We start from the raw sequence: 21,299 nt of genomic DNA on the forward strand, positions 1-21,299 counted from the left end.
GATCTGCGGGTCGCCGTGCGGGCGCAGAACGGGGCCGGGCTGGAGCGGCTGGCGCGGCGGGTGGAACCCGGGGTCGGGTGGGACGACCTGGTGCTGCCGCCCGCCACGTACCGGCGGCTGCACGAACTCGCCCTGCGGGCACGGCACCGGGAGCAGGTGCTCGGGCAGTGGGGGATGCGGCCCGGGGGCGGGCGGGGACGCGGGGTGATCGCGCTGTTCGCGGGCGAGTCGGGGACCGGGAAGACGATGTCCGCCGAGGTCGTCGCCGCCGACCTCGGGATGGACCTCTACGTCGTCGACCTCTCCACCGTCGTCGACAAATACATCGGCGAGACCGAGAAGAACCTGGAGCGGATCTTCACCGAGGCGTCGGCCGTCAATGCCGTGCTCCTCTTCGACGAGGCCGACGCGATCTTCGGCAAGCGCTCCGAGGTGAAGGACGCGCACGACCGGCACGCCAACATCGAGTCCGCGTATCTGCTCCAGCGGATGGAGTCCTTCGACGGCATCGCCGTCCTGACGACCAACCTGCGGGCCAACCTGGACGAGGCGTTCACCCGGCGCCTCGACGTCGTCGCCGACTTCCCCGTCCCGGACGCGGACCAGCGTCTCGCGCTGTGGGAACGGTGTCTCGGGGACCGGCTGCCCCGCGCGGCCGACCTGGACCTCCCGTTCTGCGCGGACCGCTTCGAGCTCGCCGGCGGCTCCATCCGCGCCTGCGCGGTCACCGCGGCCTACCTCGCGGCGGAGTCGGGGGAGGCGCTCACGATGCGCCAGGTCGTCACCTCGGTGGCCCGGGAGTACCGCAAGCTCGGCCGGCTGGTCCTGGAGAGCGAGTTCGGCCGGTATCTGACGGACGCCACGCAGGCGTGATCCGGAAAGGTGTGAGCCCGGGGGCATGAAACCCGCCTCAAGGGGCAGGGGGAGCGTCCCGAAAGGCAGGCGGCCTGCCCTCGGCCATGGCCCGGCGTCCCTGCCGCCGCACGCGTCCCACCAGCAGACTCGCCCTGGACACAGGTGCCCGTAGGACCTTTCGTATGTCCTCTCGCAGAAACCCCGTACGGAACGCGAAGGAGCCAGCATGCCGACGTACCTCACCCCGGGCGTGTACGTGGAGGAGGTGCAGTCCGGTGCCCGACCGATCGAAGGAGTCGGCACCGCCGTCGCCGCGTTCGTCGGGTTCGCCGGGCAGGGGCCCTTCCACGCCCCGACCCTCGTCACCAGTTGGGACCAGTACACCCAGTTGTTCGGCGGCTTCGTCGAGGGGACGTACCTCTCGCACGCGGTCTACGGGTACTTCTCCAACGGCGGCGGCGCCGCCTACATCGTCCGCATCGGCGGCGCGGCGGACGCGGGCGGCCCGGCCGCTCCCGCGCAGCCGAAGGCCGTCGAGCCCGTCGAGGTCGGCGGTTTCCTCGTCGCCGCCAAGCCCGGTGTGACCGGCGTGAGCGTCGAGGTCGCGGACGCGGACGGCGAGAACCCGCCCGAGGACCGCTTCAAGCTGCTCGTCCGCAAGGGCGACCAGGTCGTGGAGACGTACGAGGCGTCGTCCCGCAAGAACGTCAAGGGCTACCTCGCCACGCAGGCCCGCGCCTCCAAGCTGATCGACGTCACCGAGCAGCGCGGCGCCGCGCAGACCCGGCCCGCGTCCGGGACCGTCGCGATCCCGGACGCCGCCGCCGCGCCCGCCCCGAACGGCACGATCGCCCGCCTCGACCCGTCCGAGTACGTCGGCGACGCCGCCGCCCGCACCGGGTTCGGCGGACTGGAGACCATCGACGAGATCACGATGGTCGCCGTCCCCGACCTGATGAGCGCCTACCAGCGCGGCGACATCGACGCCGAGGGCGTGCGGACCGTCCAGCTCGCCGTCATCTCGCACTGCGAGCAGATGGGCGACCGGGTCGCCGTCCTCGACACCCCGCCCGGCCTGAACGCGCAGCAGGTGCGGACCTGGCGCAACGACGAGGCCGGCTACGACTCCCGGTACGCGGCCCTCTACTACCCGTGGGTGCGCGTCTTCGACCCGGCGGTCGGGCACAACACGACCGTCCCGCCGAGCGGCCACGTCGCCGGCGTGTGGGCGCGCAGCGACGCCGAGCGCGGGGTGCACAAGGCGCCCGCCAACGAAGTCATCCGGGGTGCCGTCGACCTCGAACTGAGGCTCAGCAAGGGCGAGCAGGACCTGCTCAACCCGATCGGCGTCAACTGCGTCCGCGCGTTCCCCGGGCGCGGGATCCGGATCTGGGGTGCGCGCACCCTGTCGTCCGACCCGGCCTGGCGCTACCTGAACGTTCGCCGTCTCTTCAACTACCTCGAAGAGTCGATCCTGTTGGGCACCCAGTGGGTCGTCTTCGAGCCGAACGACGACCGCCTGTGGTCGTCGATCCGGCGCAACGTCACCGCGTTCCTCACCGAGGAGTGGCGCCGGGGCGCGCTGTTCGGGCGGACCGCCGAGGAAGCCTTCTATGTGAAGTGCGACCGGGACAACAACCCGCAGGAGTCCATCGACCAGGGGCGGGTCGTCTGTGAGATCGGTGTCTCGCCGGTCAAGCCCGCGGAGTTCGTGATCTTCCGGCTGGCTCAGTTCTCGGACAGCACCAGCCTCATCGACGAGTGATCAGCGGGCATCGGTTCACGGGTTCCGGCTAGGAAGGTTTACAGACAATCATGGCAACAGGTGACGCTCTTTCCACCCACGTCTTCGGCGTGCAGCTCGGTGGCTACCTCGTGGAGTCCATCCAGGAGATCAGCGGGCTGACCGTCGAGGAAGAGGTCGTCGAGGTCCGCCAGGTCAGCGCCGAGGGCAAGCAGATCATCCGCAAGCAGCCGGGTGCCCGGCAGGCCGGCGAGATCACGATCACCCGAGGGCTCGACCAGAGCAGCGAGTTCACCTCGTGGATCAAGGAGACCCTGAACAACGGGGCCGTCAACTCCGCGCGGCAGAACCTGACGATCGAGATCAAGGACACCGAGGGCAACACGGTCCGCCGGATCCAGCTCATGCAGGGCTGGGCGTCCAAGTGGGAGGGTCCCTCCCTCAAGGCGGGCGAGTCGGCGGCTGCCACCGAGTCCGTGACGATCGTGTTCGAGGAGATCATCGTCGAATGAGGCGTCGTACGGTCACCGCGGGGAACCTGGAGGAGATCCTCCAGGCGACCGCGCCCACGCAGACGCCCGCGCAGGAGGCGGTGGCTTCGCCGCCTCCTGCGGCTCCCGCGTCTTCCTCTGCTTCCTCTGCTTCCTCTGCGGACAACGGGTTGCGCACCGAGTTCGACTTCGAGCTGCCCCGGGGGTACGTCGACGAGTCGGGTACGGTCCACCGGCACGGCGTGATGCGGCTCGCCACCGCCCGCGACGAGCTGCGTCCGCAGATCGACCTGCGGGTCAAGGAGAACCCGGCGTATCTCAGCGTCGTCCTGCTGAGCCAGGTCATCACCCGGCTCGGCACCATCAGCGACGTCCACGCGGGCGTCGTCGAGCGGATGTACGCCACCGATGTCGCCTTCCTCCAGGACTTCTACCGGCGGATCAACAGCGAGGGGCACACCCGCGCGGCCGTCACCTGTCCGCACTGCGAGGGCGGCTTCGAGGTCGACCTCTCGGGTGGGCGCCTGGGGGAATCGTGACGTACGCGCCTGCCCGGTTGCGGGAGGAGGTCGCGTACGTCGCCTATCACTTCCACTGGCAGCGCGAGGAGATCCTCGATCTGACCCATGAGGAGCGGCGGCAGTGGGTGGCCGAGATCGCTCGGATCAACACCCGTGTGAACGAAGGCGGTTGAGGGGATGGGCCTGCGGGACTGGCTTCGGAGGCGGAGCGGTTCGGATGCCTCGGCCTCCGGCGGTGCGGTGGGGGGCGGCGACGAGGGTTCCGCCGACGCGGGTTTTGGTGGTGCGGGTTTCGAAGGTGCGGGTTTCGAAGGTGCGTCCAGTGTGCCTGCGGACTGGGACGGGGGGTGGCGTCGTACGGCGCCTCCCCTGCTGACCGTTTCCCGGGCGCCGCTCGGGGTGAGTGATGGGCTGACGTTTCGGGGTGGGCTGGCTTCCTGGCAGAACCCGTCGTTCGATGCGGGGTTGGGGCATGCGGTGTTGCCTTCGGCGCCGGGTGGGGTGATACGGGGGGTCGCTCCGGTGGCTGGGCCCCGGGCGACGGGTGGTGTGGGTGGGGGGCCGTTGTTGTTGCGGGCTGTTCGGGATGGGGGCGCTTCGGAGGGGGAGGGGGAGAGCGAGGGGGCTGCTGTTGTTCAGCGGGCTGTTGAGGGGGTGAGGTCTGCGCCGGTTCGGCCTGCGCCGGTGCGGCGGGTTGCCGTGGTTCCTGGGGAGAGGTCTCGGACTTCCGCCAAGGGTGAGGTGTCTTCCTCGGCCGCTGGTCCGGTTCCGGCTCGTGCTGTCGGGCCCGCGTTGACCGTTGCTCGGCGGATTGGGGGGCCTGTTCGGCGGGTTGGGGTGGTGCGGAGTGTTCAGGGGGCCGGGGCTTCGGTGCCTTCGGTGTCCTCGGTGTCCTCGGTGTCTTCCGATGCGCCTGTGCAGAGGGCTGCGGCTCGTGAAGTGAGTCCGCTGGGGGCCTCGCAGGGTCCTTCGTTGGGGGCTCCCCTTGGGGAAATGCCCTCTACGGCTGTGCCGTTGGCGCCGGGTGCGGCGGGCGCGGCGGGCGCCGGCTCCGGGTTGCCTGTTGTGCAGCGGCAGGTGGAGGGGGAGGGGCACTCGGGCATCCCGGGTAACTCCGTTGCTCCGCGCGGGGATTTCGGGGTGCGGGCTCGGGGTGGGTTGGGGGCGCCTATGTCTGCGTTGCCTGCTTCGGCTGAGGTGTCGGGGGCGGGGGCGGGGGCGGGGTCTCAGGGGGCGCCGTTGTTGGGGGAGGGGGCTGTGCAGCGTCGGGTTGTGGACGGGGCTGTCGGGGACGTGCGTCGAGGTGTGGGCGGGGAGGGGCGGGGTGAGCATGCGGGGGTGCCGGTGGTGGGTCGGGTGCGTGTTGTGGGGGAGGGGGCGTCGGGGCGGGGGTTGTCTTCGTCGTCTTCGTCGTCCCAGGGGGTGGGGTCCGGGGGTGGTGCTGTGCAGCGGGCTTCGGCTTCTGGTCCGGCTTCGGCCTCTGGTTCCGCTTCCGACCGTGGTGTTCGGGGTGGGGGCGAGGGAGTTGGGCGGTCCGAGGCTGTTGTCGTGACTCCGGAGGGTGGGGAGTCCGGGGGTGGTGGGGCTCAAGTGGGTGGGAATGCCGGGCCAGTTGTGGTTGCTCGGGCGTTGGCTGACGAGGGTGGGGTACAGGAGACGGCGGGCGGCTCTGCCGGTGCGCGTTCCGAAGCGCCGAAGTCCGAGAAGCCGTCCGGTGGTTCGGTAAGTGGGCGGGGACAGGGGGCGGTTGTGGTGCCTGCTGCTCCGGGGGGTGGCGGGAGTGCTGGGGGTGGGGTGCCGGGGGGGTCGGCCTCTGCCGGTGTGCGGTCCGAGACGCCGAAGTCGAAGTCCGAGAAGGCGGGCAGTGGTTCGGAGAGTGGGCGAGGGCAGGGGGCTGTTGTGGTGCCTGCTGCTCCGAGAGGCGGCGGGAGTGCCGGGTCCGGGGCGCCTGGGCCGGTGGTTGTGGCTCGGGCACTGACTGAGGGGGGCGGCGGTGTCTCGGGTGTGGGTGGGAGCGCGGGTTCGCGTGCGGGCTCGGGCTCTGGTGTGGGTTCGCGTGCGGCTTCTGGATCCGGTTCCGGCTCTAGCTCCAGCCCCACCTCCGGTCCCAGCTCCACCTCCACCTCCACCTCCGGTTCCGGTTCCAGCTCCGGCTCCACCTCTCACCATGCTCAAAAAGCCCCCGATTCCCGGGAGTTGCTCGGTAGTGGGCCTGGTCTGGAGGCCGGACGGCCTCTGGTCCAAGGTGCGGCTGACGTTCCGGGTTCCGTGAGTAGTGCGGCAGTCGGGGCTCCTGGGCCAGTGGTGGTGGCTCGGGCTCTGGCGGAGGGTGCCGGTGGTGTTCGCAATACGGGGGACGACGATGAGTCCACCCCACGTCCGACCGGTACCGTCCGTCGGCACACCCCCGTCCCGGGCGCTCCGACTCCCGTCGTCGTGGCCCGACCTGTGGCCGCCGGTATCGGCACGTCCGGAGTGACCGGCGTATCCGGCGCACCCGGAGCACCCGGTGTGTCCAAGGCGTCCGGCGCCCCCACAGCACCCAACACCTCGGGCAAGCCCACCACTTCAGGCAACCCCACCACCCCCCGCACATCCCCCACCGGCCCCCTAGTCATCCACCGAGCCCTCACCACCCCCTCCACCCCCCTCCTCCCCTCCCGCCCCCTCACCCTCAACACCCACTCGGTGCAAGGGATGGCCCCCTCCGCAGCCCCGGCCCCCACCCGGCGCCCGGTCGTGACCGCGCGCTGGCCGCAGGCCACCTCCACCCCGGCCACCTCCTCTCACACGCCCACTCGCAACCACCCCAACCCGGCGCCCCGACTGGAAACGAGCCCTTCGGCGTCGTACATACAGCGCGCCCCCACCTCAACCCCCGCCCCCGTCCAACGAGTTCCCCTCGTACGCCCAGCCCCGCCCCAGCAGGACCCCGCCCCCCGGATCGTCCCCGCCCGCCCCCTGCCCGCGCTCGCGCCGCAGGTGGAGCAGGCGCCGGTGACGCCCGCGCCTGCGGTACCGGTGGTCGCGCGGACGGCGGCGGCGCCATCGGCGTCGGCGAGGGCCAAACCTGCCGTCCAGCGGAGCGCCCCCGTGCAGAGGAGGGACGCCCCGGCGCAACCGGTGCCACAGGCTGCCGGTACCGGTACCGGCGGGGAGAAGAAGGAGGGTCCGGCGGACCCTGATCTGGACGATCTCGCGCGGAAGTTGCTCGACCCGGTGGCCCGGCTGCTGCGGACCGAGCTGCGGCGGGGCCGGGACCGTACGGGGCGCCCCTATGACGGACGCCGCTGAGGCACGGAACGGATGACGGACGAATGACGGACAACCTCTTCGCGACGAGTGTGCACTTCCGGCTGGCGATCGGCGGGAACGACCTCGGCGCGTTCCACACCTGCTCGGGGATGGGCGCCGAGGTCGAGCTGGAGACGTACGCCGAGGGCGGCAACAACGACTTCACCTGGCAGTTGCCGGGCCGGGTGACGTGGTCGAACATCACGCTGACCCGGCCGGTGACCGCCGACACGGCGAAGATCGCGCGGTGGCTGGACGAGACGCTGCGCAGAGTTGAGCCCAAGGACGGTGAAATCGTCGCGCTGCGGCCCGACTTCAGCCCGATCATCAGCTGGCAGGTGTTCGGGATCGTGCCCGTGCGCTGGCAGGGGCCGTCGTTCGATCCGGCCGACTCGTCGGCGGCGGTGGAGACGCTGGAGATCGCCCACCACGGCCTCTCCGTCGCCTGAACAGCACCGCATCTGAACAACGCCGCACCTGAACAACACCGCACAACCCTCGTAGAAAGAAAGGAGGTTCGGCATGGCACCGTCCCGATCCAGCCGCGTCAGAGCCCAGTTGACGCTGAAGGAACCCCCACCGTCCGTCGGCGCGAAGCCCGGCGGGACGATCGCGCGCCTCGACCTCCAGTTCAACCCCTCGACGCTGCAACTCAGTAAGAGCACCGAGTGGCGGCGCACCCCGTCCCGGATGGCCGGGCAGTCCGCGCTGCCCGAGTTCGTCGGCAGTGGCCCGCGCACGCTCAGCCTCGACGTGTTCCTCGACGCCACCGCGACCCACGACAAGTCCGTGGAGCAGGCGGTGGAGAAGCTGATGAAGGCGTGTGTGCCGACGCCCACGAGCCTCGGCCGCAAGAAGCCGGCCAGCCCCTGGGTGCGGTTCGAGTGGGGGACCGCGCGCACGACGTCGTTCGACGGCGTGCTGTCCAGCCTGTCGGTGTCGTACACCCTCTTCGACGTGGACGGCACACCTCTGCGCGCCACGTGCTCCCTCACCATCGAGGAGGCGACCGTCGACCCGGCGGGGCAGAACCCGACCTCGGGTGCGCGCACCGCCCGTTCCACGCACACCGTCGTCGCGGGTGACAGCCTCGCCATGCTGGCCTGGCGGGAGTACGGCGACGCGACGGCCTGGCGGGTCATCGCCGAGGCGAACGGGATCGACGATCCGATGGCGCTCGTGCCCGGCACGGAGCTGGTGGTACCCGGGCTGCGGGACGAGGAGGAGTCGTGAGCGGCAACGAGCGCGGCGGGCGGGCCTTCGCGGCCGACCCCGTCATCGAGACGCCCGGCGAACTGCCGGCCATCTGGGCCGCGCAGGTGGTGAGTTGTGTCGTCGACGAGAACGTGGGGCTGCCCGACGCGGCCGTCATCACCTTCCGCGACCCCGACCACGAGTTCCTCGCCGCGACCGGCATCACCATCGGCAATCCGCTGAGCGTCTCCGTCGTCACCGTCGCCGGGCAGGGCCGTGAGCAGTTGTTCAGCGGGGAGGTGACCGCGCTGGAGATCGACCGGGACCGCACCGGGTCGTTCACCGTCGTGCGCGCCTACTCCAAGGCGCACCGGCTCCAGCGGGGCCGCAGGGTCGTCGCCTTCCGGAACATGACCACGTCGGCGATCGTCCGAAAGGTCGCCGCCGGGGCGGGACTCGCCGTCGGGAGGATCGACGTCAGGAAGCCGATCACCTACAAGCACCTCTCCCAGGCGAACGTCTCCGACTGGGACTTCCTCCAGTTCCTGGCCGACGAGAACGGCGCTCAAGTCCGGGTGGACGACAAGGGGTTGCTCCAGTTCACCGAGGCGAAGAAGGCGTCCGGCGCACCCGCCCCGTCGACTTCGGCCGTCCGTAACCCGATGGTCCTGGAGTACGGCCGCAACCTGATCTCGCTGAGCGCGTCCCTGTCGACCGCCGACGGCGCCTCCGAGGTGGAGGTGCGGGGGTGGGACGTCACCAACAAGAAGGCGCTGAAGTCCCCGAAGCCGTCCGTCGTCAGCGACACCGTGCTTCCGGGTCTGCCGCCGTCCTCCGCCGCCAAGTTCGGCAGGTCCAAGCTGACGGTGGCCGACACGCCCTACCGCACCCAGGCCGAGACGAACGCCGTCGCCGACGCCGTCGCCGACCATGTCAGCGCCGGATTCGCGGAGTTGGAGGTTCTCGCCGAGGGCAACCCGCTGCTGCGGGCGGGCAAACCCGTCGCGCTCGGCAACGTCGGCCAGGCGTTCTCCGGCAAGTACACGGCCACCGCCGTCCAGCACGTCCTCGAACCGCACGGCGGCTACCGGACGCGCGTGTGGGTCAGCACCAGCCCCGACCGCTCGGTCACCGGTCTCGTCACCGGCGCCAACGCGCCCTCGCGCGGCCCCCGGATGCCGGGACTCGCGATCGGTGTCGTCACCGACGTACGTGACCCGGCGGGCGGCGAGCGCGGCGCCGTGCGGCTCAAGTTCCCCTGGCTGGACGACACTTACGTCAGCGACTGGACGCGGACCGTGCAGTGGGGCGGCAAGGGCGGTGGGGGCGTGGTGAGTCCCGAGGTCAACGACGAGGTGCTCGTCGGCTTCGAACAGGGGCTGCTGGACAGCCCGTACGTCATCGGCGGCCTCTACAACGGGGTCGACCAGCCGTCCAAGCACGACGTCCCGCTCATCGACAAGACCACCGGGAAGGTCAACCGGCGTTCCGTGGTGTCCCGTTCGGGGCATCGCGTCGAACTCCTCGACGCGCGGGCGCCCGGCCCGTCCGGGGTGCGGCTGCGGACCGCCGACGAACAGCTCGAAGTCTTCCTCGACGACCGGAACAACCGCATCCAACTGACCGTGTTCGCGGGTGGGCGGCGGCAGTTGACGTCCGTCGTGCTCGACAAGAAGGGGATCACCCTGGACGCGGGACGCGGTGATGTGAACGTGTCCGGACAGAACGTGGACATCCAGGGACAGCTGGGCGTCACGATCGGCGGGCGGAACGTGACGGTCGACGGGACGAACGTCAACGTCAAGGGCAAGACGGGTGTCACCGTGGACGGCGGTCTGCTCGGCGTCCTCAAGGCGAAGATCATCCGGATCAACTGACCTGTGCTGAAGGAGAGTCACATGCCGCCCGCAGCCCGAACCGGCGACCCCACCGACCACGGCGGGGTCATCGCCACGCCGCCGCCCGCCGCCGCCGCGTCCGTGGCGACCGTCCTCATCGGCGGTCGCCCGGCAGCGGTCGTCGGCAGCCTCCACACCTGCGCGATGCCGCCCCACCTGGCGCTCGGCCCCGCCAACGTGATCATCCCGAACCCGGCCGGACTCACCTCGGGCCTGGTCCTCATCGGCGGCCTGCCCGCCGCGAAGGCCCGCGACAAGACGGCGTGCGGGGCGACGATCCTGACGGGGGCGATGAACGTGCTGATCGGCGGCGTGTGATGAACGAGCGTTTCATCGGCCGGGGTTGGGCCTTCCCCCTGCGGGTCGGTCCCACCGGCGGTATCGCCATGGTCGAGAAGGACCGGGAGATCGAGGAGGCCATCCGGCTCGTCCTCGGCACCGCCCCCGGCGAACGCCCCATGCGCCCCGAGTTCGGCTGCGGCATCCACGAGTACGTCTTCGCCCCCGGCGACGGCGCGACCGCCGGCCGCATCGCCCAGCAGGTCCGCGAGGCCCTCGAACGCTGGGAGCCGAGGATCGCCGTCGACGAGGTCGTCGTCGCGTACGACGCCGTCGAGGCGGGGACCCTCTACATCGACGTGCACTACACCGTGCGCTCCACCAACGACCGGCGCAACCTGGTCTTCCCCTTCTACACGATCCCCTCCGAGGACGGGGTCGAGGAAATGGTCGCCGACTGATGGCCCTGCCCTCCCCGAACCTGGACGACCGGCGTTTCCAGCAACTCGTCGACGAGGCGAAGCGGTACGTGCAGCAGCGCGCGCCCGAGTGGACCGACCACAACGTCTCCGACCCGGGCGTCACCCTGATCGAGACGTTCGCGTACCTCGTGGACCAGTTGCTGTACCGCCTGAACCGGGTCCCGGACAAGAACTACACAGCGTTTCTCGACCTGTTGGACATCCGCCTCTTCCCGCCGACGGCGGCCGGCGCCGAGGTCGACTTCTGGCTCTCGGCCCCCCAGCCGGACACGGTCGTCCTGCCCGCCGGCACCGAGGTGACCACGGCCGGCGGCGAGAGCGACGACGAGGTCGTCTTCGCGACTGTCGACGAACTCCGCATCATCCCCAGCGAATTGATCCGCCTCGTGTCCGCGCCGGGGACCGGCGAGCAGGCCGACCGGACCCGGACCCTCGCCGAGGGCGGTGACGTCCCCGCGTTCCAGACGGCACCGCAGCCGGGCGACGCGCTGCTGTTCGGCCTGCCGACTGCCGTGCCGCGCTGCATCGTTGCCGTCAACCTCGACAGCCGCGTCGAGGGCATCGGCGTCGACCCGCGCCAGCCTCCGCTGGTGTGGGAGGCGTGGGACGGGGCCCGTTGGCAGGAGTGCGAGACCGGCTCCGACACGACTGGCGGGCTGAACAGGCCCGGTGAGGTGATCCTCCACGTCCCCGCCGGGCACACCGCGTCCGTCGTCGGGGGGACGCGGGCCGGGTGGCTGCGGTGCCGAGTCACCGAACCGGAGCCGGGGCAGCCGTTCTACTCCGAGTCGCCGACCGTCCGCGAGGCAGAGGTGTTCACCATCGGCGGCACGATGTCCGTCGAGCACGCGGAGACCGTCCTCGACGTGCCGCTCGGGACGTCGGAGGGGGTCGCGGGACAGTCGTTCCGCCTCGCCCGCCCGCCCGTACTCCTCGACGGGGAGCCGCCCGTCGTGGAGGTGTCCTCCGCCGACGGCTGGCAGCGCTGGGAGGTCGTCGACCACTTCGGGCGGTCAGGACCCGACGACCGGCACGTCCGAGTCGACGCCACCACAGGGGAGTTCACGTTTCCGCCGGTGCTGCGGGAACAGGACGGCACGCTGCGGCAGTGCGGTGCCGTGCCGCCCAAGGGGGCGCAGATCAGGGTGGCGCGCTATCGCACAGGTGGCGGGCCCGCCGGGAACGTCGCACGCGGGACGATCTCCGTACTGCGCAGCTCGGTTCCGTACATCGCCAGCGTCGTCAACCGGGAGGCCGCGCTCGGCGGGGTCGCCGGGGAGACCCTCGACAACGCCAAGTTGCGTGCCCCGCAGGCCCTGCGCATGCAGGAGCGGGCCGTCACCGCCGAGGACTACGAGATCCTCGCCCGCCAGGCCGCGCCCTCCGTCCGCCGGGTCCGCTGCCTGCCCGCCGGGGACGAACCCGGCGCCGTCCGCGTCCTCGTCGTCCCCGACGCCGTCTCCGACGAGGGGGACGACCGGCTGAGGTTCGAGCAACTCATCCCGTCCGACCAGGTGTTGAGTGCGATCACTCGCACCCTCGACGAACGGCGCCTGATCGGGACGCGGTTGGTCGTGGAGCCGCCGGTGTACCAGGGTGTGACGGTCGTCGCGCGGTTCGCGGCGCGGCCGAACGACACGGACCGCGTCCGCGAGGCCGCCCTCGACGCGCTCTTCCGCTACCTCAACCCGCTGAACGGCGGCCCCGACGGCACGGGTTGGCCCTTCGGCCGTCCCGTCCAGTACGGCGAGATCTTCGGCATCCTCCAACAGGCCACCGGGAACGTCCTCGTCGAAGACGTCCGTCTCTTCGCCGCCGACCCCATCACCGGCCGCCGGGGCACCCCGACGGACCGCATCGACGTCGGGCCCGGCGCGCTCGTGTTCTCCTACCAGCACCAGGTGGTCGTGTCCGCGCTGGAGCCGGGGGTGGGGGGATGAGGCTCGCCGTGCGGAGAAGCAGGGTGACGGGGCGGTCCTCACGTCCGCGTCCGGTGCCGTGCGAGGTGGCCCCATGAGCCGTGCCGCCGTCCCCGGGCTGCCCAGCCGGTACCCCATCGGGGAGCAACTCCCCGCGCTCTACGCCGATGACGACTTCGCGCAGCGGTTCACCGCCGGGCTGGACACCGTCCTCGCGCCGGTGTTCGCCACGCTCGACAACCTCGCCGCCTACCTCGATCCACGGATCGCGCCCAGTGACTTCGTGGACTGGCTGGTGTCCTGGGTGGGCGCCGAGTCCGACCCCCGCTGGCCCCTCGAACTCCGCCGGGAGGCGGTCGCGCGGGCGGTGGAGCTGCACCGATGGCGTGGCACCCGGCGGGGGTTGACCGAGGCGCTGCGCCTCGCGCTGGGCGTCCACGCGGAAGTCACCGGCGACGGGGGTGCGGTCTGGTCCTCGACACCGGGTGCGGACCTGCCGCCGGCCGCCTCCGGCACCGGCCCCCTCGTCACCGTCCACCCCGCTCCGGGCGTCCCCGTCGACCCCGTCCGCGTCCACGAGATCGTCCGTGCCATGTGTCCCGTCCACACCCTCTGCCGGGTCGAGATCCTCGCCGGGCCATCCGCCCACGAAGGGAGCTGACGTCCATGCGTGCGTGTCCCGCTTGTGGGGCGTCCAACGGGCCGACAGATGACTTCTGCGGCAACTGCGGGACGTATCTGGGGTGGTCGGAGGAGACAGGGAGGCGGGGGGCGGGGTCCTCCGCCGCTGGGTCGCCGGCTTCGGAGGGTGCGGGTTCGGTGCCGCCTGGCTCCGGGACGTCCAGTTCGGGCGCGGCGGCGCCGGGTACGGCTGCTGCCGAGACGACGGCGCCGAGCGCGCCGCCTTCGGGGGCGCCGGCACTGGAGCCGACACCTGCTGCGAACGCCGCCGACTCGGAGGCGGCCTCGCCCTCGGGGTCGTCCGCGTCGCGCACGTCGGCTTCGGGAGGACCTGCATCAGGTACGACGACGGAGAGCGCACCGGCGACGTCGGGCCCTGAGCCTTCGGCTGCCCCCACCTCATCCGCACCCGCTCCGTCCGCATCGAGCGCACCGGCGGCGGCGAGTGCACCGGTGGCGGCGAGCCTTGATCCCGCGTCCGCACCCACCTCATCGGCACCCACCTCATCCGCACCGGCTCCGTCCGCGTCGGGCACACCGGCGGCGGGTGTACCGGCGGCGTCGAGCCCTGAGCCCTCGGCCGCCCCCACCTCATCCGCCCCCACCTCATCCCCACCCACCCCCGAGGCTCCCACCCCGTCCGCACCGGCCTCCTCCGCCCCCACCCCAACATCCCCACCCGCACCCCCCGAGGACCCCCCCACCCCCCGCACCTCCTCCCTACGCGCCCGCCTGACCTCCCGAGCCCGAGGCGTGACGCAGCACCAGCCGAGCGCACCCCCCATCACACCCCCGGTCTCCGAGGACCCCACCCCCTCGGCTCCCGAGCCACCTGCCCCAGCCCCCACCCGGCCGTCCACCCCCACCGCGCAACCCCCGAGGGCCCCGCAGTCCCCGGCCCCGGTGCGCCCCACTTCCCCCGCGCCGCGAACCCCCACCGCCCCCGAAACCCCCGCCCCCATCCAACCCGTCCTCCCCGCGAAGGCGGCCACCCCCCGCCCCACAGTCCGACCCGTCCCGGTGGCGGACGAGATCACCGGTCCTCCGTGTCCGGTCTGCGGCACCCCCAACCCCCCGGGCCGCCGCTTCTGCCGGCGCTGCGCGGCGGAGCTGACGGTCACCGAGCGCCCGGCCCCCTTGCCCTGGTGGCGGACGGTGTGGCCGTTCAACCGGAGGGTCCGCGCCAGCTCGGGCCGGTGGACCCGCTTCCTGGTGATCCTCGGTGTCATCCTCGCCCTGTGCGCGGCGGGCTTCTTCTTCCTCCCGGCCGGCCGGGCCCTCTTCGAGGACACCAAGGACAAGATCCGCAAGACCGAGCCGATCACCCCGGTGGACATCAAGGCGACCGCCCAGACCCCCGGCCACCCAGCCACCAACACCTCGGACGGCATCCGCAACAGCTTCTGGGGCACCCCGTCCCCCGGCGCCTCCATCACCTACACCTTCCGCACGCCCTTCCGCCTCCTGAACGTCATCATCACCAACGGCGCGGGTGCCAACCCGGAAGAATTCGCGTCCCAGGGCCGAGCCCTGGAGATCGACCTCGAAACCACGACGTCCTCCGGCGAGAAACAGACCAAGAAAATCACCCTCCCCGACAAACCCGGTGACCTGACCATCGACACGGCCATCAGCGACGTCAAGACAGTCCGCCTCACTCTGAACGCCCCGGCGGGCCTGGGCAAGGGCCACCAGATAGCTCTGGCGGAGGTGGAGTTCTTCAAGCGGAAGTGAGGGGTTCAGGAGTACAGAGCCGCGAGGTCGATGTCCAAGGGGAAGGGAACGGAGAGCTTCAGGCGCTCGCGGTGGATGCCGGTCGGGACGTAGTTTCCGGTCGCGACGTCGAGTTCGTAGACGTGGACGACGGGGGCGCCGTCTTCCTCCTCCTCGACGCGCCAGAAGTGGGTAATGCCCGCCCGCGCGTACTTGATCGGCTTCATGAAGCGGTCGCGGTCGACCGATTCCTCCGAGACGACCTCGACGGCCAAAGCGACGTCCTCGCAGGCGTACCAGGTGCGGTTTCCTTCGTAGGCCGCGGTGGCGACGAGGATGTCGGGCTCGGGGCGGTTTTTCTTGTCGATGCGCACGGTGATCTCCTGGTCGACGGTGAACCCCTTGGGGGCCGTCTGTTCCAGAGCAGAGGTCAGCCTGCGCATGACCTTGGAGTGCCAGGACCGCTGCGGTGACTTGACGAAGATCAACGCACCGTCGATGAGCTCGGTGTGCCGTGGGGCCTGAGGCAGATGGTCGAGGTCGTCCGCCTCCCAGCCGCTCGACCGGGGCGCCGGCATCCGGTCGGGGAGTTCTGCGGTCATCGCTTCCTCCAGGAGGATCTGTGGCCTTCCGTCCACGCCGTCCGGCACTGTTCTGTCGCCCCTCGCCCCAAACCCCGCTATCACCCCGACCTTCGAGATCCCCGGCCGCGTATCAATAGCCGCAGCCCGTCGTGACGTGCAATGCAAGTGAATGCTTCGGATCACCGGGTGACATAGACGTCCATGCCGATCTTGGTGAAATCCCAAAAGGCGATACCGTCCTCGACGCGCTCCCGGATGGCCCCGGTGCGGAGATTGGCGTCCGGTGACGGGGCGGATCCGTCGGCCGCGTGCGAGAAAGCGAAGCTGGTGCCGAAATACACCGCGTGCTCGATGTACACCCCGTCGGAACCGGTCCCGCGCGCACGCTTGTAGGAGATCTTGTATCCCGCGATCGGTGGAGTGATTGTTCCCGGCCAGACCTGGAAGGTTCGGACGGCCTTACCGTCCTGCCCGACGAGCCAGACTCTCTTCTGGCTGATCGAATAAACGACTCGTTGCCCCGTGCCGGGATTGTCCGGTATCGAAATGTGCGGCTTGGGGGGTGTGGCTCGATGGGGAGTTGCGGCGGGACTGGGAGTTGAGGCCGCGCCGGCCAACTCTCCCTTCGACAAGTTGTTCCGTGCGTCAATAGTGAGACCCGTTACTCCAGCCAAAGCACCCAGCAGGAGGACCGCTAGCCAGACACTCGACGGAACTTTACGGCTCATCGATAGACCATTCTCTATATTTTTCGCATACCGGACGCGCGGCGAAATGCCGATGACAAACAGGGTACCGAAACGGGGTGGCTCATTTGCCTGCGCCGGAGGGCCTCACTGGAGTTCTGAATTGCGGTCAGGTCATCCGGTGACCAACGGTAGGAACACGTCGTCCACGATCGACAGCAACCCCGCCTCCGTCACCCCTTCCAGGCCCACCAGCATGTCGTACCGGAGCAGGTCGACAGGGAGGGTGATCACCCGGGAGGGAAGGTCGGCGGTGGGGATCTCGGCTCGGGCGGCGGCGCGGGACAGGAGTACCTCCAGCACCCCCCGCATCGTCTCCGAGAAGTGGGGGTCCATGTCGGCGACCTCGGCCAGCAGTCCCCGGAAGACGTCCTGCCCGATCTCACGTTGACGGGCGAGAGTGACCCGCATCAGCGACAGGACGTCCTCCCGGAGGGACCCCGTGTCGGGGACGTGGTCGACGATCGAGCCCCGGCGGTGCCGGAGGGCGGCCACGACCAGTTCCGCCCGGTTGTTCCAGCGGCGGTAGAGGACCTGTTTCCCGGTGTGGGCACGGGTGGCGACGCCCTCCATCGTGAGGTGGGAGTAGCCGACGGCCTGGAGTTCGGCCCAGGCGGCGTCGAGGAGGTCGGTTTCGAGGGCGGCGCCGCGACGGCGGGTGGGTTCCATGGGGCTCCTCGGGAGACTCAGGAGACCTTGCGTCTCTTAGCCGGGGGAGTTTATCGTCGACAAGAGGAGACGTCCCGTCTCTAAAGCTTGCCGAAAAAGGGGACCTCGTGTCCGGCACCGCCCTACGCACCACACCCGAACGACTCGACCCCGCCGTGCTGAAACTCGCCGTCGTCCTCGTGCTGGGCGCCCTCGCCCCACTCCTCGACAGCACGATCGTCGCCGTCGCCATCCACGCCCTGGGCCGGGACCTGGACGTGTCCACCGAGACCGTCCAGTGGGTCGGCACCGCGTACCTGCTGGCGCTCGCGATGGTCGTCCCGGTGAGCGGGTGGGCCGTGGAGCGGGTCGGCGCGCGGAAGGCGTGGCTCGGGGCGCTCGTGCTGTTCCTGGCGGGGTCGATGCTGTGCGGAGTCGCCTGGGACATCTGGTCGCTGGTGGTGTTCCGGATCGTACAGGGCGTCGGGGGCGGGCTGTTGCTGCCCGTGTTCCAGACGGTGGTGCTGAGGGCGGCCGGCGGGAAGAACGTCGGCCGGCTCATGGCCGTCGTCAGTCTTCCCGCGTTGATAGGGCCGATTCTCGGGCCTGTGGTGGGTGCGGTGATCATCGACCACCTCAGCTGGCGGTGGATCTTCTACGTCAACCTGCCGGTCTGCCTGCTCGCCCTGGCCCTCGCCTGGCGGGCGCTGCCCCGCGACACCCCGTCCCCCGGACACACCCTGGACGTCACCGGGCTCCTGCTCGTCTCCCCGGCCCTCGCCGCGATCATCTACGGCCTCTCACAGGGCGGGACCGCGCGAACCGTCGCGGTGCCCGCAGGCGTCGTCCTGCTCGGGATCTTCGTCCTGCACGTGCTGCGCCGGGAGCAACCCCTCGTGGATCTGCGGCTGTTGCGCAACCGTTCGCTGACGGTGTCGGCGACGCTGATGTTCCTCAACGGGCTCTCGCTGTACGGCGGGATGTTCCTGCTGCCGCTCTACTACCAGCAGCAGCACGGCGCGAGCGTGCTGGAGGCGGGGCTGCTGCTGGCCCCGCAGGGGCTGGGGAGCCTGCTCGCCCGGTTCGCCGGACCGCTCACGGACCGCTTCGGACCGCGCCCGGTGCTCGTCACCGGCCTGCTGCTGACGACCGTGACGACCCTCCCCTTCACCCTCGTCGACCCCTCGACGCCGCTGCTCGCCACGGCCCTGTTCCTGCGCGGACTCGGCATGAGCGCCGTCAACATCGCCGTGATGGTCGGCGCCTACGTGGACGTCCCCGCCGAACGCGTCCCCCACGCGAGCACGATCGTCCGCGTCGTCCAGCAGCTCGGCGGCTCCTTCGGGACGGCCGTCCTCGCCGCTCTCCTCGTCCACGGCTTCCCGTACGCGTTCGCGTGGGCCATGGGGTTCGCGGCGCTGGCGTGCGGGGTGAGCGTGCTGTACCCGGCGCGTACGGAGACATGAGCCCCCGCACAGCCCGAAGGGCGGTAGGACCACGAGTCCTACCGCCCTTCAGACGGTGTGCGACAACTCCCCGGACCTACCGGGACTGCTGGGCCGGTACCCCGCGCGAGATCGGCTCGTCGTCGACGACCGGCGCACCGGCGGCGGCGACAGCGGCACCCGTGAGGGTCGCCAGCATCTCGCGGACGTTCGTCAGCTGGGCGTTGATCGAGTCGCGGCGGTTCGTGAGCGCCGCCAGCTCGCGCTCGGACTCCGAACGGATGCGGTCCGCCTTGGCGTTGGCGTCGGCGACGATGTCCTCGGACTGCCGCTGGGCCGTCTCGACCGTCTGACGCGCCCGGCGCTCGGCGTCGGTGCGCAGCTTCTCGGCCTCAAGACGAAGCTGCTCGGCGCGGTGCTCGATCTCGGCGAGGCGCTTCTCCGCCTTCTGCTGACGCGCCGCGAGGTCACGCTCCGACTGCTCACGCCGCTTCGCGAGGTTCGTCTCGAAGTCGGCGGCGGCCTGCGCGGCCTTCGCGCGGGTCTCCTCGAAGAGCGCGTCGGCCTCCTCACGCTTGGACTGCGCGTCCTTCTGGGCCTCGGAGCGCAGCTGCGACGCGTCGCTCTTGGCCTTCTCGACGATCCGGACGCCTTCGTCCTCGGACTTGGCCTTGCGCTCCGCGGCGAACGACTCCGCGTCGTTGCGGACCTGCTGGGCCGCCGACTCGGCCAGCTCGCGGTGCTGCTCGGCCGCGCGGCGGGCCTCCTCGCGCAGGTCCTTCGCCTCTTCCTCGGCGAGGCGCAGGATCTTCTCGACGCGGGCACCGAGACCGGCGTACGACGGCTCGGCGTCGGACACCTGCGCCTGCGCGTTCTGCGTTTCGAGGTGGAGCTCCTCGATGCGCTTCTCGAGCGCGGTGATCCGGGCCAGAGCGCTGTCACGGTCGGAGACGAGCTTCGAGATGCGTTCGTCCACCTGAGCGCGGTCGTACCCACGCCGCACAAGCTCGAAGCCGTAGGGGGAAGTGTCGCTCATGGGGTTCCTGTCGAATGAGACCGGTGAGGTGATAGGTGGAATCCTAGGGGCCGAGGCGGTGTGTCATCGAGCGGATGCGTGTTTGATCTGGAGAATGACACCCCTTTTGAGTGGCCGGTCGACGGCGGTTTTATCAGAGAGTGGTGCAAAGTTCTCCAAACTCCTGCTGTCAACCGGTCAAATCCACCGGATTTCCTCCGAAGCTGCACACTCCGTCAGCTCTCCGTGGACTTACCACCCGAACGAGGGGACCCTACCGCCGCTCCCGCCTTGACGCCCCCGTCCTTCGCGGACGACGGGGCCTCGAAAGACTCCAACGCTTCGAGGACGTCCTGGACACGGGAGATCTCCGCCTGGATGTCCTCCCGGCGACGGACCAGCACCTCCAGCTCGCGCTTGCCCTCCTCGACGCTGCGCATCGCCTCGCGGATCGCCTCGGCCTTCAACTCCTCGGCCTCCCGCACCAGCTGAGCCTTCTTCAGCTCGGCCTCCTTGAGGAGCCCCTCGGCCTTCTTGACCGCGGCGATCCGGACCTTCCCGGCCTCGGAGTTGGCCTCCGACACCAGCTCCTTCGCCTTGGCCTGCGCCTTGTTGAGCTGCTCCTCGGCGGCCGTGATGAGCGCGTCGCAGCGGTCGCCGGTCGCCTTCATCGTCTCGGCCGCCTCCCGGCGGGCCCGCTCGTGCAACTCCTCGATCTCGGAGGTGATCCGGTCGCGCAGCTCCTGCGCGCGCTCCCTTATCGCCGTCGCGTCCCGGCGGGCGCCCACCAGCAGCTCGTCCGCGTCCGAACGGGCCTGCTCCACGCGGGAGTTGCCCTCGACGGTCGCCTCGCCGAGCAGCCGCTCCGCCTCCACGCGAGCCGCGCCGACCATCGAGTCGGCCCGCTCCTCCGCGTCCGCGGCCGTCTTCAGCGCCTGCTCCTGCGCCTCCGACAGCAGCTTGTCGACCTCGGCGGTCGTCTCCGTGATGAGGGTGTCGACCTGCTCGGCCGCCTCGGAACGCCGCTTGTTGGCCTCCCGGCGCACCTCGTCCAGCGTCCGGTCGGCCTCCTCGCGCGCGGAGTTGACGAGCCGTTCGGCCTCCGCCTCCGCCTCCGCCAGCAGCGCGAGGTTCGCCCGCGTCACCTCCGCCCCCGCCGCGTCCCCCAGCTCGGTCCGCAGGTCGAGCGCCCGTTGCAGCATCCGACGCGCGTGCTCCGTACGGTCGTTGAGGAAGTGCTGCACGCCCTGCTGATGCGTGAGGTACGCCTCGGAGACGACGTCCCCCATCTCCCGCGCGGCGGTGATCCCGTGCGCGAGGGTCTCCTGCCACGCCTGCCAGTGCCCCTGGACGAACAGGACCCGCTCCAGGACGGTGACGATCCGGACGACGGTCTGCCACTCGCGGCGTTCGGCGGCGAACCCGAGGAGGCTCAGGGCGCCGTCGAGGGCGCCGCGCGCGTCGGGCCCGGTGGGGTCGGCGGAGGCGAGCCACGCGGCGAGGGAGCGGACGGCGGAGGCGAGCCCGATGTGCCGGTACAGGAGGTACCGGTAGGGCTCGGCCTTGCAGACGGGTAGCCCGAACCGGTCGTCGCGCCGCTCGGCGACCCCGCGTTCGGCGAGCGACTCGAACGTCTCGGCGACGTACGCGACGTCGGCCATCTGCGCGAGCACCCCGGCGGGCAGCAGCACCCGGTCCGCGAACCAGCCGCCGGGCAGCGCGAGCAGGTACACCAGGGAGACGTACACGGAGTAGATCGCCGTCGCCGTCCCCGCGCTCAGGTGCATACC

The 21,299-nt window shown here is 70.7% G+C and carries 20 protein-coding genes and 1 pseudogene; 16 read left to right on the plus strand and 5 right to left on the minus strand.

Annotation, left to right across the window (positions count from 1 at the left end):
* From ACVNF4_RS16455 to ACVNF4_RS16525, 15 genes are all read left to right on the plus strand, one after another.
* Positions 1–873 (plus strand): ATP-binding protein (locus tag ACVNF4_RS16455; protein ID WP_461803559.1); only part of this gene is annotated, 873 nt, incomplete at its 5' end.
* A 208-nt stretch (positions 874–1,081) separates the two neighbouring features.
* Entirely contained in the window at positions 1,082–2,620 is a 1,539-nt protein-coding gene (locus ACVNF4_RS16460) for a phage tail sheath family protein (protein WP_461803560.1), read from the plus strand.
* A 50-nt stretch (positions 2,621–2,670) separates the two neighbouring features.
* Positions 2,671–3,111, plus strand: coding sequence for a phage tail protein (locus ACVNF4_RS16465; protein ID WP_010353296.1), 441 nt, complete (start codon positions 2,671–2,673; stop codon positions 3,109–3,111).
* Positions 3,108–3,629, plus strand: coding sequence for a hypothetical protein (locus ACVNF4_RS16470; protein ID WP_461803561.1), 522 nt, complete (start codon positions 3,108–3,110; stop codon positions 3,627–3,629). The genes ACVNF4_RS16465 and ACVNF4_RS16470 overlap by 4 nt, the downstream gene beginning before the upstream one ends.
* A complete protein-coding gene (locus tag ACVNF4_RS16475) occupies positions 3,626–3,784 on the plus strand; it encodes a DUF6760 family protein (protein ID WP_187747168.1) in 159 nt (52 codons plus the stop codon). The genes ACVNF4_RS16470 and ACVNF4_RS16475 overlap by 4 nt, the downstream gene beginning before the upstream one ends.
* Positions 3,785–6,122: 2,338 nt before the next feature.
* The gene (locus tag ACVNF4_RS16480) at positions 6,123–6,905 is read left to right on the plus strand and encodes a hypothetical protein (protein ID WP_461803562.1); all 783 of its coding nucleotides are present in this window, start codon (positions 6,123–6,125) and stop codon (positions 6,903–6,905) included.
* A gap of 23 nt (positions 6,906–6,928) precedes the next feature.
* Entirely contained in the window at positions 6,929–7,354 is a 426-nt protein-coding gene (locus tag ACVNF4_RS16485) for a phage tail protein (protein ID WP_461803563.1), read from the plus strand.
* A gap of 73 nt (positions 7,355–7,427) precedes the next feature.
* Positions 7,428–8,138 (plus strand): CIS tube protein, encoded by a 711-nt coding sequence (locus ACVNF4_RS16490; protein ID WP_461803564.1) that lies wholly within the window; start codon positions 7,428–7,430, stop codon positions 8,136–8,138.
* Entirely contained in the window at positions 8,135–9,976 is a 1,842-nt protein-coding gene (locus tag ACVNF4_RS16495; protein ID WP_461803565.1) for a VgrG-related protein, read from the plus strand. Before ACVNF4_RS16490 ends, ACVNF4_RS16495 begins: the two co-directional genes overlap by 4 nt.
* A gap of 21 nt (positions 9,977–9,997) precedes the next feature.
* Positions 9,998–10,315, plus strand: coding sequence for a PAAR domain-containing protein (locus ACVNF4_RS16500; protein WP_461803566.1), 318 nt, complete (start codon positions 9,998–10,000; stop codon positions 10,313–10,315).
* Entirely contained in the window at positions 10,315–10,737 is a 423-nt protein-coding gene (locus tag ACVNF4_RS16505; RefSeq protein WP_461803567.1) for a GPW/gp25 family protein, read from the plus strand. Before ACVNF4_RS16500 ends, ACVNF4_RS16505 begins: the two co-directional genes overlap by 1 nt.
* On the plus strand, positions 10,737–12,698 hold the full coding sequence (locus ACVNF4_RS16510) for a putative baseplate assembly protein (RefSeq protein WP_461803568.1): 1,962 nt from the start codon (positions 10,737–10,739) through the stop codon (positions 12,696–12,698). Before ACVNF4_RS16505 ends, ACVNF4_RS16510 begins: the two co-directional genes overlap by 1 nt.
* A 73-nt stretch (positions 12,699–12,771) precedes the next feature.
* Positions 12,772–13,338 (plus strand): phage tail protein, encoded by a 567-nt coding sequence (locus ACVNF4_RS16515; RefSeq protein WP_461803569.1) that lies wholly within the window; start codon positions 12,772–12,774, stop codon positions 13,336–13,338.
* An 82-nt stretch (positions 13,339–13,420) separates the two neighbouring features.
* Positions 13,421–13,738 (plus strand): hypothetical protein, encoded by a 318-nt coding sequence (locus ACVNF4_RS16520; RefSeq protein WP_461803570.1) that lies wholly within the window; start codon positions 13,421–13,423, stop codon positions 13,736–13,738.
* Positions 13,739–14,378: 640 nt separating this feature from the next.
* A complete protein-coding gene (locus ACVNF4_RS16525) occupies positions 14,379–15,092 on the plus strand; it encodes an NADase-type glycan-binding domain-containing protein (protein ID WP_461803571.1) in 714 nt (237 codons plus the stop codon).
* A gap of 5 nt (positions 15,093–15,097) precedes the next feature.
* Here ACVNF4_RS16525 and ACVNF4_RS16530 read toward each other — a convergent pair whose 3' ends face one another.
* The 3 genes from ACVNF4_RS16530 to ACVNF4_RS16540 all read right to left on the minus strand — a co-directional run bounded on the left by ACVNF4_RS16530 (position 15,098) and on the right by ACVNF4_RS16540 (position 17,070).
* Complete coding sequence (locus ACVNF4_RS16530) at positions 15,098–15,673, minus strand: Uma2 family endonuclease (RefSeq protein WP_461803572.1); 576 nt, start codon at positions 15,671–15,673, stop codon at positions 15,098–15,100.
* Positions 15,674–15,834: 161 nt separating this feature from the next.
* Positions 15,835–16,383, minus strand: coding sequence for a hypothetical protein (locus tag ACVNF4_RS16535; protein ID WP_461803573.1), 549 nt, complete (start codon positions 16,381–16,383; stop codon positions 15,835–15,837).
* 132 nt (positions 16,384–16,515) lie between these two features.
* Positions 16,516–17,070 (minus strand): TetR/AcrR family transcriptional regulator, encoded by a 555-nt coding sequence (locus ACVNF4_RS16540; protein ID WP_461803574.1) that lies wholly within the window; start codon positions 17,068–17,070, stop codon positions 16,516–16,518.
* Between the two features lie 107 nt (positions 17,071–17,177).
* Between ACVNF4_RS16540 and ACVNF4_RS16545 the strand changes: the two genes are divergently transcribed.
* A complete protein-coding gene (locus ACVNF4_RS16545; protein ID WP_461803575.1) occupies positions 17,178–18,515 on the plus strand; it encodes an MDR family MFS transporter in 1,338 nt (445 codons plus the stop codon).
* 76 nt (positions 18,516–18,591) lie between these two features.
* On the opposite strand, the gene ACVNF4_RS16550 is transcribed toward ACVNF4_RS16545, so the two are convergent.
* Positions 18,592–19,530, minus strand: a complete 939-nt coding sequence (locus ACVNF4_RS16550; protein ID WP_187747156.1) for a coiled-coil domain-containing protein — start codon at positions 19,528–19,530, stop codon at positions 18,592–18,594.
* Positions 19,531–19,745: 215 nt separating this feature from the next.
* A pseudogene (locus ACVNF4_RS16555) lies at positions 19,746–21,299 on the minus strand (hypothetical protein); the annotation flags it as partial.

The sequence above is a fragment of the Streptomyces sp. S6 genome (assembly GCF_054880855.1).